The 14,714-nt window shown below is 55.7% G+C and carries 12 protein-coding genes and 7 pseudogenes; 10 read left to right on the plus strand and 9 right to left on the minus strand.

Going from position 1 to position 14,714, the window contains the following annotated elements; genetic code table 11:
- The first annotated feature begins 56 nt into the window (after positions 1-56).
- The 3 genes and pseudogenes from ACA067_RS21685 to ACA067_RS21695 form a co-directional block, all read left to right on the plus strand.
- Positions 57-890 carry a glycosyltransferase gene (locus tag ACA067_RS21685; protein ID WP_497458428.1) on the plus strand — a complete coding sequence of 278 codons (834 nt, stop codon included), beginning with the start codon at positions 57-59 and terminating at the stop codon, positions 888-890.
- Positions 891-950: 60 nt separating this feature from the next.
- Positions 951-1,754, plus strand: coding sequence for a 2OG-Fe(II) oxygenase (locus ACA067_RS21690; protein ID WP_497458429.1), 804 nt, complete (start codon positions 951-953; stop codon positions 1,752-1,754).
- Between the two features lie 202 nt (positions 1,755-1,956).
- Positions 1,957-2,073 (plus strand): annotated as a pseudogene (locus ACA067_RS21695) (IclR family transcriptional regulator domain-containing protein); the annotation flags it as partial.
- A gap of 7 nt (positions 2,074-2,080) precedes the next feature.
- Here the strand turns inward: ACA067_RS21695 and ACA067_RS21700 are convergent.
- Together ACA067_RS21700 and ACA067_RS21705 are read right to left on the minus strand one after the other, a co-directional pair.
- A complete protein-coding gene (locus tag ACA067_RS21700) occupies positions 2,081-3,049 on the minus strand; it encodes a glycine betaine ABC transporter substrate-binding protein (RefSeq protein ID WP_497462829.1) in 969 nt (322 codons plus the stop codon).
- A gap of 148 nt (positions 3,050-3,197) precedes the next feature.
- Positions 3,198-4,043, minus strand: coding sequence for a HalD/BesD family halogenase (locus ACA067_RS21705; RefSeq protein WP_497458430.1), 846 nt, complete (start codon positions 4,041-4,043; stop codon positions 3,198-3,200).
- A gap of 111 nt (positions 4,044-4,154) precedes the next feature.
- Between ACA067_RS21705 and ACA067_RS21710 the strand changes: the two genes are divergently transcribed.
- Positions 4,155-5,066: a LysR family transcriptional regulator gene (locus ACA067_RS21710; RefSeq protein WP_497458431.1), complete on the plus strand. Its 912-nt coding sequence runs from the start codon at positions 4,155-4,157 to the stop codon at positions 5,064-5,066.
- A 124-nt stretch (positions 5,067-5,190) separates the two neighbouring features.
- Here ACA067_RS21710 and ACA067_RS21715 read toward each other — a convergent pair whose 3' ends face one another.
- The 3 genes and pseudogenes from ACA067_RS21715 to ACA067_RS21725 all read right to left on the minus strand — a co-directional run.
- Positions 5,191-5,367 (minus strand): DUF2474 domain-containing protein, encoded by a 177-nt coding sequence (locus ACA067_RS21715; RefSeq protein WP_497458432.1) that lies wholly within the window; start codon positions 5,365-5,367, stop codon positions 5,191-5,193.
- Positions 5,354-5,482 (minus strand): annotated as a pseudogene (locus ACA067_RS21720) (ubiquinol oxidase subunit II); the annotation flags it as partial. The gene ACA067_RS21715 and the pseudogene ACA067_RS21720, both read right to left, overlap by 14 nt.
- Positions 5,483-5,562: 80 nt before the next feature.
- Positions 5,563-5,814: pseudogene (locus tag ACA067_RS21725) on the minus strand (OprD family outer membrane porin); the annotation flags it as partial.
- 33 nt (positions 5,815-5,847) lie between these two features.
- Between ACA067_RS21725 and ACA067_RS21730 the strand changes: the two are divergent.
- Positions 5,848-6,054, plus strand: a pseudogene (locus ACA067_RS21730) (LysR substrate-binding domain-containing protein); the annotation flags it as partial.
- A gap of 199 nt (positions 6,055-6,253) precedes the next feature.
- Here ACA067_RS21730 and yiaY read toward each other — a convergent pair.
- Positions 6,254-7,309 (minus strand): annotated as a pseudogene (gene yiaY / locus ACA067_RS21735) (L-threonine dehydrogenase); the annotation flags it as partial.
- 23 nt (positions 7,310-7,332) lie between these two features.
- Between yiaY and ACA067_RS21740 the strand changes: the two are divergent.
- From ACA067_RS21740 to ACA067_RS21755, 4 genes and pseudogenes are all read left to right on the plus strand, one after another.
- A complete protein-coding gene (locus ACA067_RS21740) occupies positions 7,333-7,617 on the plus strand; it encodes a type 2 periplasmic-binding domain-containing protein (RefSeq protein WP_497458433.1) in 285 nt (94 codons plus the stop codon).
- A pseudogene (locus ACA067_RS21745) lies at positions 7,599-7,739 on the plus strand (transposase domain-containing protein); the annotation flags it as partial. The gene ACA067_RS21740 and the pseudogene ACA067_RS21745, both read left to right, overlap by 19 nt.
- A 3-nt stretch (positions 7,740-7,742) precedes the next feature.
- The gene (locus ACA067_RS21750; RefSeq protein ID WP_497458434.1) at positions 7,743-8,321 is read left to right on the plus strand and encodes a plasmid pRiA4b ORF-3 family protein; all 579 of its coding nucleotides are present in this window, start codon (positions 7,743-7,745) and stop codon (positions 8,319-8,321) included.
- A gap of 86 nt (positions 8,322-8,407) precedes the next feature.
- Positions 8,408-8,572: pseudogene (locus tag ACA067_RS21755) on the plus strand (site-specific integrase); the annotation flags it as partial.
- 22 nt (positions 8,573-8,594) lie between these two features.
- Here the strand turns inward: ACA067_RS21755 and ACA067_RS21760 are convergent.
- The 3 genes from ACA067_RS21760 to ACA067_RS21770 are packed head-to-tail and all read right to left on the minus strand — an operon-like array spanning position 8,595 to position 11,008.
- On the minus strand, positions 8,595-8,840 hold the full coding sequence (locus ACA067_RS21760) for a hypothetical protein (protein WP_497458435.1): 246 nt from the start codon (positions 8,838-8,840) through the stop codon (positions 8,595-8,597).
- Between the two features lie 25 nt (positions 8,841-8,865).
- Positions 8,866-10,404 (minus strand): FAD-dependent monooxygenase, encoded by a 1,539-nt coding sequence (locus tag ACA067_RS21765; protein ID WP_497462830.1) that lies wholly within the window; start codon positions 10,402-10,404, stop codon positions 8,866-8,868.
- Positions 10,394-11,008, minus strand: coding sequence for a class I SAM-dependent methyltransferase (locus ACA067_RS21770; protein WP_497458436.1), 615 nt, complete (start codon positions 11,006-11,008; stop codon positions 10,394-10,396). Before ACA067_RS21770 ends, ACA067_RS21765 begins: the two co-directional genes overlap by 11 nt.
- Before the next feature lie 620 nt (positions 11,009-11,628).
- On the opposite strand from ACA067_RS21770, the gene ACA067_RS21775 reads away from it, so the two are divergent.
- Positions 11,629-14,709: an amino acid adenylation domain-containing protein gene (locus ACA067_RS21775; RefSeq protein ID WP_497458437.1), complete on the plus strand. Its 3,081-nt coding sequence runs from the start codon at positions 11,629-11,631 to the stop codon at positions 14,707-14,709.
- The last annotated feature ends 5 nt before the right edge of the window (positions 14,710-14,714 follow it).

Below are 14,714 nucleotides of genomic sequence, written 5' to 3' on the forward strand. Positions count from 1 at the left end.
TACAGGCGCGATTATTTCTTGCACCTATCTCCAAGCTATTATTGAGTGTCTGAACGATGGGCGGCACTGATTTTCTGGCTGAAAAAACTAAAGTTTTCAGTGTTGTTGTAGTTAACTACAAAACACCCGAAATAACCAAAATATGCTTAGACCTATTGCATCAGCATGTGGGCAACAGCGGCGTCCCAGTATGGGTAGTTGACAACTATTCCGCCGATGAAAGCACAGAGTATTTGCGGACACTTGATTGGATCAACCTGATCGAGCGAACCACTCCCGAACCAGAACAGGGCCATATCGCGCATGGCAAAGCACTCGACATAGCGTTGGAACGTATTGATACCGACTACGTATTTCTGCTGCACACCGATACGTTTATTTTCGATAAAAATGTGTTTTCGATGATGCTGAACAAATGCATGAAGAACCCGAAGGTCGTAGCCGTCGGTTGCGTAGAACAATTAAACCGCGGCACCACTAGAACTCTTTGGCGCTTTAGCTCACGACTATTCAAACACCACTTCAGACGTATGAAACTTTCCATTGGACTACGCTCCAGAGAGCCAAAACCGTACAGGGAAGTTCACCTAAAGAGCTTCTGTACGTTATGGAACTGCAAACTGATGAAACAGCACGACATGCATTTTTTGATGGATGATCGTGTACCTGGCTATACCCTCCAAGACCGCATGACCGAGCTTGGTTATGTCGTTGAACTTTTGTCGCCGCGTAAGATATTCAGTTATCTCGATCACATTCAGTCCGGCACTGTAGCTGCAGCTGGAGGCTATGAAACGACTCATAGACGAACCAAGATGTACAACAACCTCCTGGACCGCCTGAACAAGGACGACAGCAAAGGTCAAACGTCGCAGACACGCAACAAGTAGTTTTGGCAACACTACTAAAAGTCATCCATAGGTCTTTATGTTCAGGTTATTGGAGCGGTAATGACACCCATCACTCAAACACTACCCATCACCCTCTCCCCGGAGCTTGATTTCGACCAGAACGCCGCCAGCACTTTTGGTCACTCGCTAGCCAGTTGCTATGTCCAGGCCACGCCATTTCCACACATCGTCATCGATAATTTTTTACCGAAAGACTTGATTGCGAGTATCTGCGCGCACTTCCCAGTCGAGCCAACCAACAACGAAATGCTCTACGAGCGTGGCTATAAAGGTCAGCACAAACGGCAAATCAGCCCCAACGAATGCGATCCCTATCTGAAGACGGTTTTCAACGCCTTTAACTCGGCACCCATGTTGCAGTTTCTTGAAAAGCTGACGGGCATCGAAGGTTTGATACCCGACCCATACTTTGCCGGTGGCGGGCTGCATGAAACAAAAAAGGGTGGTTTCCTGGGTGTGCACTCGGACTTCAGACTCAACAAAAAGCTTAATATTGAACGCAGACTGAATGCCATTATTTATCTTAACGAAGACTGGCAAGAGGAATACGGCGGCAACCTGGAGCTTTGGGATGTCGACATGAAGACTTGTCTTAAAAAAGTCCTGCCGGTTTATAACCGCTGCGTCATTTTCAACACAGACAAAGACAGCAATCATGGGCACCCAGAGCCTTTAACGACTCCGCAGCACATCACGCGCAGGTCTATAGCGCTTTATTACTACACCGCAGCAACCGTGGCGGCCGATCCCGCACAAAGAAACAAAACCCATTACAAGCCAAGGCCCAAAGATCGTTTAAGCCTCAAGTACTATATGAGCAAGCTGATCAAGAAGAAAAACTAAACAATATCGCCAGACGATTGTTTTATTTTTTGATTTTTCACCTTCTCCAGAGTCTAGAATTCCGACTGTCGGCTTTGGGTCGATTGCTGCCATTCGCGCGTCGAAAGCATCTCGCGCCTGGCATGCGGTATAGGTCATTTGCGCGGCGACCAGACCGGCCAGACCAAAAGTACGGGTCAACCCGCACTTGCGGAAACGGTCGCGCTGCCTGGCCGCACCGATCCGCGACCGTTTTGGCCATGTGATCGGTGGCATGAGCGTGTCATTCCCCTGCTTTCGCTTTCGCGAAGAACTCAAGCAGGACTACGTCAAGCCCTGATTGCCGATTAAAGCGCTGCCTGGATTTTGTTGGCGACGGCTTCATCCACCCAGTTATGCCACACCTCAGGGTGTTCCTTGAGGAAGATTCTGGCCAGCTTGGGCGATTCGATGCGTTCCCTGGTCATCCTCGCCAGGTTCTGATTCAACAGATCGATGGGAATATTGACCTTCTCCAGCACTGCAACCAGCTCGGGGGCCTGCTCATGGAAGGCTTTGGAAATACCGACTTTGGTCACCACTGTTTTGTCGACACCCGGTTTTTCTTCCAGCCGTATCGCATCGATCTGTCCCATCAGCGGCGTCGGTGACCAGTAGTAGAACAGCACCGGTTCACCGCGCTTGTAGCTGGACAGTATCGCGGCATCCAATGCAGCACCGGTTCCCGGACGGAAGTTGGTGAAGGTGTTTTCAAGACCGTAGTCTTTCAACATCTCAGTGTTCTCCTGTTCACAAATCCAACCTGCAGGACAGTTGTAGAAGCGGCCCTTGGACGGCTCTTCCGCGTCTCGAAAAATCTCAGGGTACTTGCTCAGGTCGGCGACCGTTTTAAGGTCTGGCGCTCGAGCCGGCTTGTTACGTTTTGCGTCCCCCTCAACAACGTAACGCGGCACGTACCAACCCTGAACGGCACCCATGATCGGTGAGCCAATCGCAACGACCTTTCCGGCTGCCGCAGCCTTTTTCCAGACTTCGCTGCGCTCCATCCACTCTTCGCCGAATACCTGGATGTCGTTGCTGGCCAGGGCGGTCTCAAGAATGATGGTATTGCCGACCAACTGGTCGGTTGCACAGCCGTATCCTTCCTTGAACACAATCATCATGATGTCGGTGAGCAGCATCCCGCTCTCCCAATTCAGACCGGCAAACTTTACCGGCTTGCCCGAGTCACACCACCCTGAGGCCTGGCTTGAAGCACTGGCAACGAGGACGCCCAGGGTGAGTAACGAGGCCAGCAAGTTCTTCCTGTATTTCATGATCAGACGCTCCGAAATCATTGTTGGAGGCAGCGAGCTGTTGCGAGCTGTACAGGCGACAAACGAGACCCACGGATCGAACGTGGACAAGTGCCTGTGCACACACGTGAAGCGAAGAAGTGATCAAGTGCTTTTATTGGGAGTGGCGCTAAACCTGAACCAACGGCTCTACCGACGTGCGTCCGTAAAACAATTTACGCGCATAGTCGCTGAATTCGACATTGGGCTGATCCACGTAGGCAAACACCGCGTTGAGCCTGAGCCTGTCCCCTACCACCGGCGTCACACGGTGCAATGAATAGCGGCCACGAAATAAAGTCAGGGTGCCGGGCACCTGAGGCAGAACCTCTATCTTCTGAGTGGCAGGGTTATCGAGGAATTGCCTGACCGCGTCATGGCAATCGTCGTTCTCGTTACGCAGCATGCGTACATACTCAAAATCCCCACCAGCACTCGCGGCCTGAAGTGACAGCGTCACGCTGAAGTCGGAGCGATCAAAGTGCCAGCCCAACTGTTGCCCTGCCGTAAAGCCCTGCAGGTTAAGTGCCGCTAACGGATCTGCATGGCGATAGAGCACGTCCAGATTCAATACATCTCGAATGAAACAAAGCACTTCGTCCGATTGGTAAATTTGCCTGATCAGATTGTCCGCCGGAATATCGGCGTAGGCGACCGTATCTTTCTCAGTGTTCATCAACCGCCGCAGTGGGTGCTCTGGATCAACGCTTTCGTCCTGAGGCTTGAAATACACCGTGTGGTTTTCGCGGAAATGGAACATGCGTGGGTGCAGTGCAAGGGTTTGATCCGCCATCGTGCCGACCACCTCATCGCGGACAAACCCCGGGAAGATCGCAACGCCCTCCTCGCCGAGCAACGATTGACTTCGAGTAACCAGATCCTGATACGCAGGGTGGGTTCGATCGGTGATGGGATAACGCTCAAGGTCGACGATATCGCCCAGCGTGACTGCAGGTGTGAAGGCAAGCTTTGTCATGTTTATTGTTCTCCGATAGCGGTTGCTGAAACCAGATTGCACCGGAGCAAAAAACAAGTCACGCTCATATTTTTACGCAATTTTGTGAATTATTTTCAGGTCGCTCCCCCTATGAGACTCACTCTGGATCACCTTGTGATGCTGAAAACCCTGTCGGAAGTCGATTCAGTGACAGCCGTTGCCGAGCGCTTATGGCTGACCCCCTCTGCCGTCAGTCATCGCATTCGCGAGGCGGAGCGGCGGCTAGGCGTGAGCCTGACAGAAAGATCAGGAGGAAAATTAAGACTCAGCCCTGCTGGCGTGCGCCTGGAACGAGCCGCCAAGGACATCATCGCGATACTCAATGAAGCCGAGTCTGAAGCGAGATCCATGGCCGGAGGTGTTACGGCTTTTGTTCGTATGGGGGTCACCTCCTATGGCCCGTTTCGCTGGATTCCAAAATTCATCAAGCATTACTCAAGCCTTCGGCCAGATATTGAGATCACCCTGGTGACCGTGCCTCGCGATGACGTTTACGCAAGCCTGATGCAAGGACGGCTTGATGTGTCCATCATTGATGACGGCATGGTGCCGAGTGGTGTAGCAAAACTGCCACTTTTCCGGGACGACTTGATTGCGATCATGGCAACCGACCATCCCCTTGCGGGAAGAAAAAATATTTACGCCGAAGACTTCAAGACCTACAACCTGGTGACGTACTCGACCGATCGCGCGAGTGGCTGGGAATATGATCGGTTCTTCGCCCCCGCCAGCATCTTGCCGCGCCGCATGATCACGGTGGAATTGATCGAAGCCATCGTCGAACTCGTGCGCTCAGGCTACGGAATCAGCATATTGCAACGCGATTTGGTGACCCCCAGCCTTGAGCGCGGGGAGCTTGCGTGGGCCGCCTTGAATGACGGCCTCGACATCGCCTGGAACGCCATTGTTCGCCCCTCGGAACGGGAAGACAGTGAGGTCAATAAAATGGTTACGGAGCTGAATACCTGGATTAAAAATGCAGGAAATCCTGAACACCGCTAGTCCTGGCTAACGCGTGAAAATGGTTTCTTTGGGTCAATTCGAAGAACTGGCTGATCGCAAGCCTTTGGATCGAACAAAAAAGGGCCCGGCGCGAACGATCGCGCCGGGCCCTTACAGTCTGAAATCAGTGACTGGTCATTCCGGCCATGTGCATCATGAACCGGAACACACTGGCCACGATCCCCAGTGCAATCACACTGCCGAACCAGATGGCGATCAACCAGAGCACCCGCCGATACCAAGGAGTGGTTTCATTTTGTGCAGCCCAAACTTCAGTGTTTTCGCTATCAATGGTAGCCATCGCCAATCCTCACTTTTCCGCGGAACACGTAGTAACTCCAGCAGGTGTACATCAGGATGATGGGCAGAATGAACAGCGTGCCTATCAAGATGAACAACTGGCTTGAAGGGGGTGATGTTCATCGACTCCGCGGAATCAACCCAAGGCCCTTCGCGTTATTGGCGCACCACGGCCAACTGAAACCAAAGTCCCCGCTGATGCGTCGGACTTGCCATCGTTGCCCTTCAGGTAACGGGTCATGAACGTCAGGCCTGGTACACCCAAGGGCGCAAAGTCATAACCGTAGCTGAGCATCCAGGTTTTCTCGTCCTCTTCGATGAACTTGCCGATTCCGACGTTGCTGAATGAGTACACCGTTGCGCCACTGATGTAGGGCAGCCTTGCGTCACCGCTGAGCTTTTGATATCCGCCACTAAAATTGTGCCCGGCCATCGCGTAGGACAGCTGGTGTCGCCACCGGCGTAGGTGAAATCCCCACCGTCGCTAGGATTGGTCGAAGCGGGTCTTGGGGTGTCAGCGATGCCTAGCCTGGCAATGCCCGCGGACGATCATCCAACGTTGGTGAGCGTTCCGCTGATCGACCCTGTGGTCAATCGGTCGTTAGGGCTTGTTTATCGACGAGGCGCTTCACTTTCCCCGGCTGCTGAAAAATTCGTCTCGATACTGCTTGAACAGTGGCCGCAGTAACGTCCCCTTTCGTAGCATGATTTTTCAGCAGACGATGCACACGATACAGCCGAAGGCATCACCCGCACACGCAAGGCATGGCGAGCTACTCAGGGCTTGCCGGGGTTCTAAGTCGAGTAGCCCGTGAAGAACCAAAAAAAAGCCCCGCACTTCAACCGAAGGCGGGGCTGTTGATCTGGCTGGCATCACTTCACATCGGTTACATCGCGGTATGGAAAATCTGCTCGATCTCGTCCTGATTGGCAGGACGCGGATTGGTAAAGCCGCAGGCATCCTTCATGGCATTGGTTGCCAGGATCGGGATATCGTCGGCCTTGGCGCCCAGTTCGGCGAGGCCGCTCGGGATACCGACATCCGAAGACAGTTTACGGATGGCGGCGATGGCCGCGGCGGCGCCTTTTTCCGCATCCAGATGCTGGGTGTCGACCCCCATTGCGTTGGCGATGTCTTTAAACCGGGCCGGGCATACGCTGGCGTTGAAGCTGGCGACATGGGGCAGCAGGATTGCATTACACACGCCGTGGGGCAGGTCGTAGAACCCACCCAGTTGGTGCGCCATGGCGTGGACATAGCCCAGCGAAGCATTGTTGAAGGCCATGCCGGCAAGAAATTGCGCGTAGGCCATATTTTCCCGGGCGGTCATGTCGTCACCCTGGGCAACGGCAGTGCGCAGGTTGGCCGAGATCAATTCCACGGCCTTGAGTGCACAGGCATCGGTGATCGGCGTTGCCGCAGTCGACACGTACGCTTCGATAGCGTGGGTCAGCGCGTCCATGCCGGTGGCGGCAGTCAGGCCTTTGGGCATGCCTGCCATCAGCGAAGGATCGTTGACCGACAACAGTGGGGTGACGTTACGGTCGACGATGGCCATTTTCACGTGCCGGACTTCGTCGGTAATAATGCAGAAGCGGGTCATTTCACTCGCCGTTCCGGCGGTGGTATTGATCGCGATCAATGGCATCTGTGGCTTGGCGGATTGGTCCACGCCTTCGTAATCACTGATGTGCCCGCCGTTGGCGGCGCACAGGGCAATGCCCTTGGCGCAGTCATGGGGTGAACCGCCGCCCAGGGAAATAATGAAATCACAGTCGCTGCGACCCAGCAGCTCAAGGCCTTTCTCGACATTGCTGACCGTCGGATTCGGTTTGGCCCCATCAAACAGGGTGGAGTTGATGTCCTGCTGGGCCAGAAGGCTGGCTACCTTGGCGGCCACGCCGGCTTTGGCCAGGCCTGCATCAGTGACGATCAAGGCTTTCCCCGGGCATAGATCTGTCGATCATGCCGTCGACCCGGCTGGACCTTTCGGAGCAGATCGACCTGGGCCGTATCGATGTGGCGATAGGCTCTTTTCCCAGGGCTCCGGAGCGCTTTCGCATCAAGGCCGTGATGTTTCAGGACGAAGTGTTCATGTGTTGCGGCTCACATCCGCTCGGTGCCAAAGCACTGCAGATGGAGGACCTGGTCAGGTACCCGCTGGCGGTTGTATCGGTGGGGGGTGAAGGTGAAGGGACGTTGAGCGGTTACATACTTGAAAGGGGTTTGGCGCCAAGCTCAACGACCTGAACCCGCAAGCCTATTTGACACACGTGCTGGAGCGCATCGCCGACTACCCGATCAACCGGGTCGACGAACTGCTGCCCTGGAACGTTTCTCTCACACTTACTGAATTCTGCGAGGCTGCCTGATCCATGGCCAAAAATGTTCGCTTGCTAAAACCCGAGCCTGATTTGTTGCTACTGCACATTGAATTGAAATGGATCGAACCTGCCATCTGGCGCCGCGTGGCGGTACCCGAGAACATTACTTTGAGCACATTGCACACAGTGATCCAGTTCGCGATGGGCTGGGAAGGTGGGCATCTGCATGAATTTGAAATTGCCGGAGAGAACTACGGCACTCCCGACCCCGATGGATGGGGCCCACCCGTGAACTCTGATGCTCGCAAAACCCTGATCAAAGCGTTGAACGGGAAAAAGACGTTTCGCTACCTCTATGACTTCGCCGATGGCTGGGATCACCGAATCAAAGTCGAAAAGAAATTACCCGCTGTGGCATGTCCTCAGGTGCCGTATTGCATCGACGGCGCCTATGCTTGCCCGCCCGAAGACATCGGCGGTGGGCCAGGTTATGCCGACTTCCTTGAAGTGATGGCTGACCCCAGCCACCCAGAGCATGAAGATATGATGGAGTGGCATGACGGTACCTTCGATCCGACGGTTTTTGAATGGGAGCGCGTCAATCAATGGTTGAAGGAGATTAAGGTCTGAGTTTCAAGGCGGTGTAGCTCAGACGGTTACGATTCACTGCCGTTTCGCAGGACTGGCTGGTGGCGTGGGCCCAGATATAGGAGCGACCACGCCAATGTCGGCACGCATAATCCAGTCTGTTGCTGACGACGGGCATTCCCTCAATTGATTGGATCGCTGAACAAATGGTCCATACCAACGGGAATATAATCCGTCAACATTATGGGGCGTGGATCAATGAGGACGGGCCAGACGTGGTGGGGATGCTGTAGCTGGCATTGAAGCTGTCGCCGGTTACAGCTCTACAATGAACCCCGTGAGACCAACGGCCTCGGCAAAGCGCCCGACGGCCGTCAAGCTCGACCAGGTGCGCAATGGCTTGCGCCGCGAGCGCACCGGCACCAGGCGCGACGTTGGACCGCCTAGGCGAATGGAGAGCGTCCATTTGCTGCTATCGCCGGCCATGCGGCCCACCACGGCCTCGAGGATTGCGTGCCGGCAGGCCAGGGCCTTGAGGGTAGCTAAGTCTGCAAGGTGCAAGCGCCAGCATCTTCGTGTCCCCTTATCAGCTGTTCCAGATCAGGTTCTGACGCGCGTAACTAGAATCGTCCAGCAGCCAATCACCCAAACACTCCTTGGCCAAGGTCGATTTTTTACCGACCCATATCACCACACCATCCGGCCTGACGATGACTCCCTCGCCAGCGGACAAGCTGTTATTGCGCGAATCCTCGCTGATAGACGCCGTTTGCAATCCCGGAAAATCACGTCGAAGATCGGTGGCCAGCCCATCGGCACGATGATGCACCAGGACAAACCGCCCCCCTCGCAGTAACTGGGTCAAGCTCTGTCGTGGTAATCGCTCACCCTCAGGAAGCAGGCTCAACAGGGGTAGACGTCGGCCCACCAAGCGATGATCGCCTCGGCGCCGCACACTGCCATAGCGGACGCCCTCTCCCGCCAGTGCACTGACCACCTTCTGCGCCACATACGGGGTCCGCGTCGCCTGCAACCCGATCCAGTGAATCAGACGGCCTACCGGGCCGGAAGCCGTATTGAAGCGGAAAAGCAGATCCGTGTTGCGCAATGCCGCCGCCGCGATAGGCTTACGCTCGGCCTCGTAACTGTCTAGGATATCCATCGGCAATGTGCCCTGGATCACACCCGCGAGCTTCCAGGCCAGGTTCGCCGCGTCACCGATCCCCATCTGCAGACCTTGCCCCCCCGCGGGGACATGGGTGTGGGCGGCATCTCCCAGCAGAAATACCCGCCCCTGGCGGTAATGAGCAGCCAGGCGCTGCTGGCTGCGGTAACGAGCGCTCCACAGCACATGCGCCAATCCGAAATCGCTTCCCAGGATGTCCCTCATCCCACAGGCAATTTCCTCGTGGGTGACCGGCTGTTTGACCGGAGTATCCATGCGCTCGTTGTCTTCGATACTGACGCGATAACTGCCATCGGGTAATGGAAACAGGGAGACCAGCCCCCTGGAGACCGACCTTGCATGGACCGCAGGTGAAGGAGGATTTCTCAAGACAACGTCCGCAACCACCAACGAATGCTTGTAGTCCTGTCCGACAAACGAAATATCGAGAAGCTGACGGACAGAGCTGTTGACCCCGTCAGCCCCCAGCACCCAGTCGTAGCAGCTGTGCTGCACACTGCCGGACTCATTGTGTTCCAGGGTTACCTCAACCCGTGCATCGCCGGCAACCAGAGCCTTTAGCGCATACCCACGCCTCAGATTCACCCCCACGCGATTGACCCAATCGGTCAACACCGACTCGGTCTGAGACTGCGGGATAATCACCATGTGGGGATACTCACAAGGGAGTTTGGAAAACGAGAGCGTCCTGCCTGCCTTGTCACCCAGCGGCGCGCTTGCCCAGACGATCCCCCGGCGTATCATCTCATCTGCCACGCCCCAGGCATTGAGCAGCTCCAGGGTGACGGGCTCCAAGCCAAAGGCCCTGGAATGGGGGGAAGCAACCGGTCTTTTATCGATGAGATCAACCGCTATTCCCAACTCGGCCAGGGCTGCTGCCACAGCCAACCCGACGGGGCCCGCCCCCACGACAAGGACCTGTTCGTTTTTAAAGACCATGATCACCCACCTCTCCACAGCAGGGGCGGAAAGTGGCGACAATGACGTGCTGGTCGGTGACTCTCGTTTCCATGCTTTGCAGCCCGGCCGTTTGCGCGAGCTGGATCACTTCATGCTCTGATCGATAATCTGCCAGTGAACCCAGCAGCCAGTTGATCAACGAGGTCAATCCCCAACCCGCGGGCTGGTTCTCCACCAAGCAGAAAAGGCCCTGAGGCTTGAGCACGCGACGGACCTCATTCAGGCCGGCAGGCTTGTCAGCCCAATGGCCGAACGACATCGAGCACACCACCAGATCCATGCTTTGCGAGGGGAATGGCAAGGCTTCGGCAACGCCATTGACGAACGAGGCGAAGGGACGTCGTTTAGCGCCCTCGTCCACCATGCCTTGAGCCGGGTCGACGCCCTCGAAACGCGCATCTGGCCACTTAGCGAACATGCGTTCGATCAGTGCGCCGGTACCACAACCGATGTCCAGAACACTCTCCGGGCTCGAGGTGCACATCCATCGGCTCAACATTCGCAGACATTCGTCATGGGCCTGGCTCAGTTTGGTACCGTACTTCTCTTCATACGTCGGCGCAATACGGCTGAACGTATGCACAAAACCTGGATTTCCATTCCCTTTTCCGCCAGAAAACACGCTAGGCATTATTGAGCATCCATATATCAATAGTTATCCATTACGGACCTTAGTAGCGAAACCCATCCAATACAAATAAAATAAAATAAAATAAACAATAAAATAAGCAGCCGCCACCAGGCAAACAACATCCGCCCCCTGACTAGTGTCCTGGCTCAAAAATGAATCTCCTATTTGAGCTACTCCTATATAGTCGGCCGCAACCTAGGGAAACTCTGAAAAAACCCACTCTTTGGCAAAATGTCTGTCTGGAGCTCCCGTATTTCCAGAACTTATTTTTTGGATATTGGGCTTTTTCAGATCATTCCTACAGACCATTCCTAAAAGTTGGATTCCTGCCCCCATTTCTGGACCCTCGCAATATTTTGTTACTTACTTATCATTTGATTTTCAATCTAGATGGTCAATCATAAATCCAACTGCAATAGCCGCACGGCGCCTAAAATTCAAAGTTAAAAATTCAACTGCATCTTGTAATCAAGGACACTTTGCAAGTTGCATGAGACATAAAGCTCCGCTGCTTCGCCGTATCAGCACGACAAGTAAAAACGCTTATCCCATTGCCAAGGAGATGGTATACGGTGCAAGCTTCATTACGCCAAAAAGTTCTCTGCTTACAGCAGGCTATCGACCCCAGCCTGCCTGGCCTGTTACTTGAAGTCGCTTTTCACGTGGTCACCGATCTTTCCACTTCGCAGTTGGTATCGCGTATCGAAAGAGTGGCCGATCGGCATGCCTCTTTGCGGCAGCGCTTTGTCATGCGCGGTGGCACTTACTGTATTGAACAGGTCCAACCGCAACAGCGACGCTACTGCCTGGTGCGCACCTGTAATGAGGCATCAACCAATGCACTGCTGGCGCCGAGCCGCGAGCATATCGGGGTTGAGTCTGAGCGACTGTTCCACGCCGAAGTCGTGGAGCGCAGCGACGGACAACGCTACCTGGTCTTCCGAATCCACCACACCATCGCCGACCTGTGGTCTGTCGGCCTGCTGATTCGTGATTTTGCCAAAGACTGTAAAGACCGCTCCAGCATCACCCTGGTGCCAAGGCCGATTGCCCCGGTGATCGACCGTGAGTTCTGGCGGCACCAAATGTCGCAGGACACGCCGTTTTCCTTGCCCATGACCTCCCAGGACCAGCGCACGAACCGCCGCATGGTGCTGTCCTCCTTCGTCATCGACCAGGAAAGTACCGCCACCTTGGCCCAATTGGCCATGGCATGCGCGGTGACCCCCTATGCCGTTCTGCTCGCCGCACAGGTACTGGCGCTGTCCAGAATCGGCCAGAGTCGCCGTCTGTCGCTCGCGGTGACGTTCCATGGCCGCAATCGGGGCAACAAGGACGCGGTGGGTTACTTCGCCAATACGCTTGCCGTGCCTTTCGATGTCAGCGAAAGCAGCGTGGGCGAGTTCGTCAAACGCACCGCTCAGCGCCTGGATGAGACGTCAAAAGCCAGCGTCGGTGCCGGTTATCCCGAATTGGCAGAGTTCATGGCACCACAGGGATGGGCACCGACCGTCCCGTCTAGTGCGGTGATTTTCCAGCAGGATATGCCAGGCATGCCAAGAGGATTGGCGGCAGCCCTGCTGGGACTGGGCACGGTGCAATTGGGCGAGATGGCGCTGACCGCGGTACAGGCACCGCCCAGCATCGGCCCCTTTGCCACTGCGCTGCTGCTGACGCGCCATGACGGCCAGTTGCATGGCCGGGTCGAGGTCGATCCTGCGCAGCATCCCGGTTGGCTGGCAGATGCGATAGCCGGTCAGTTCGCCGTGATCCTGAGGGAAATGGTGCGTGATCCACACGCCAGGCTGTCAGCCGTGCCAGCGTGCCTGTTGCACCCGCCAAAAGCCCAGGGCCAAGCGAGGCCGGGGCCCGCGTCAGAGACATTGGTTGCCGCCCTTCTCCGGCAAGTCGCCATCGCGCCGGACAAACCCGCGCTGCTTACGCCGCAGGCCACCATCAGCTATGGCGAATTGGCCAGTCAAGTAGCCAGGCTCTCGGCAGCCATGCGCCTGCGCGGATTCGAGCCTGAACAAACCCTGGCGATACTCCTGCCTCGCGATATCCATCTCGTCCCGGCCCTGCTGGCGGTCATGGCCTGCGGAGGCAGTTATGTGCCCATTAGTGAAGCAAACCCCGTCGAACTCAACCGTTCGATTCTGGCCAAGGCCCGCTGCCGTGCGATCCTCACGGACCAGGAGGGCTTGACCCGTTTCGCCCACCTTGCGCCCTGCTGGTCCTTGAGCGACCTGCTGTCGATGCCCGACGCCCCGCTGCAGGACCAGTCCAGGCTTCAAGACAAGGCCTACATCCTGTTCACCAGCGGCTCCACCGGGGAACCAAAAGGCGTAGCGATCACCCATGCCAATGCCGCCAACCTGCTGCGTTGGGCGGCTCAGGACTGTGGCCCTGAGTACCTGGCGCAAACACTGGCGGCAACCCCGACCACGTTCGATCTTTCGATTTTCGAGATGTTTGCCCCCCTTGTGGTCGGTGGCTGCGTACGGCCCGTTTCCTCAGTCATGGCGCTGATCGACAATCCGGCCCTGCTGACCGGCACCACACTGATCAATACGGTGCCGTCGGTGGCCGACGCCTTGTTGCAGCATGACGTGCTGGATCCTTCCTTGCGCATGCTCAACCTCGCGGGAGAACCGCTGAGCCGGGATCTTTACCTGAGGCTTCAGGAAAAGCTGCCCGCCACACGCATCGTCAACCTCTACGGCCCGACGGAAACGACAACCTATTCCACCGCCTTGGTGATCGAGCCCGCTCAACAAGAGATCACCATCGGTTTTCCACTGTATGGAACCTGGGTCGATGTCGTGGATGAAAACATGCAGAGCGTCGGTATCGGTGTGCCTGGCGAGCTGATCATTCATGGACACGGCGTCGCGCAAGGCTATGTCAGCGACCCCGTGCGTAGCGCCGCTTCCTTTTTGCCAGCTCCCGATGGCTTGCGTTGCTACCGCACGGGAGACCGTGTCCGCTGGTTGCCCGATGGCCGCCTGGACTTTATCGGTCGACAGGATGACCAGGTCAAAGTCCGCGGTTTCCGGGTCGAGCTGGGGCCCGTTCAGGCCGCACTGCATGCCATTGAGGCCATTCGTGAATCCGCAGTGGTCGTTGTCGCGAAAGGGCAGCAGCGCAGCATCGTGGCGTTCGTCTCCCTGAAAGCGCCGAGCGAAGATGAATCGGTGCAGCGCAATGGCATAAAACAACACTTACTTGGCGTTCTCCCCTATTACGCAGTACCGGACAAGTTTATTTTTCTTGAAGCACTGCCAAGAAATAAACACGGCAAAATCGATAGAGCCCGGCTCTTAAAACATGAACCCCAGACTGCGCAAGAGCGCCAGATGCGAGAAGCGACCGACCTCGAACAACGCGTCGCCCACTGCTGGCAAACAATCATCGGCCATCATATCCAACTCCACGAGAACTTCCTGGACATTGGAGGCCACTCGCTTTCCCTTACGCATTTAACCGGACTATTGAGAAAAGAATTCAATATTCATATTTCTCTACACGACCTCTGGATCAGGCCAACCATAGAACAGCAGGCCGACTTCATTCACACGTTGCAAAGTTCGGCGCTGGCAAAGCCTGCCGCTGCGCCAATTCCACGACTTTCCCGAAATATCTCTCATCATTAATCAGG

Source organism: Pseudomonas sp. LBUM1674, from assembly GCF_059695635.1.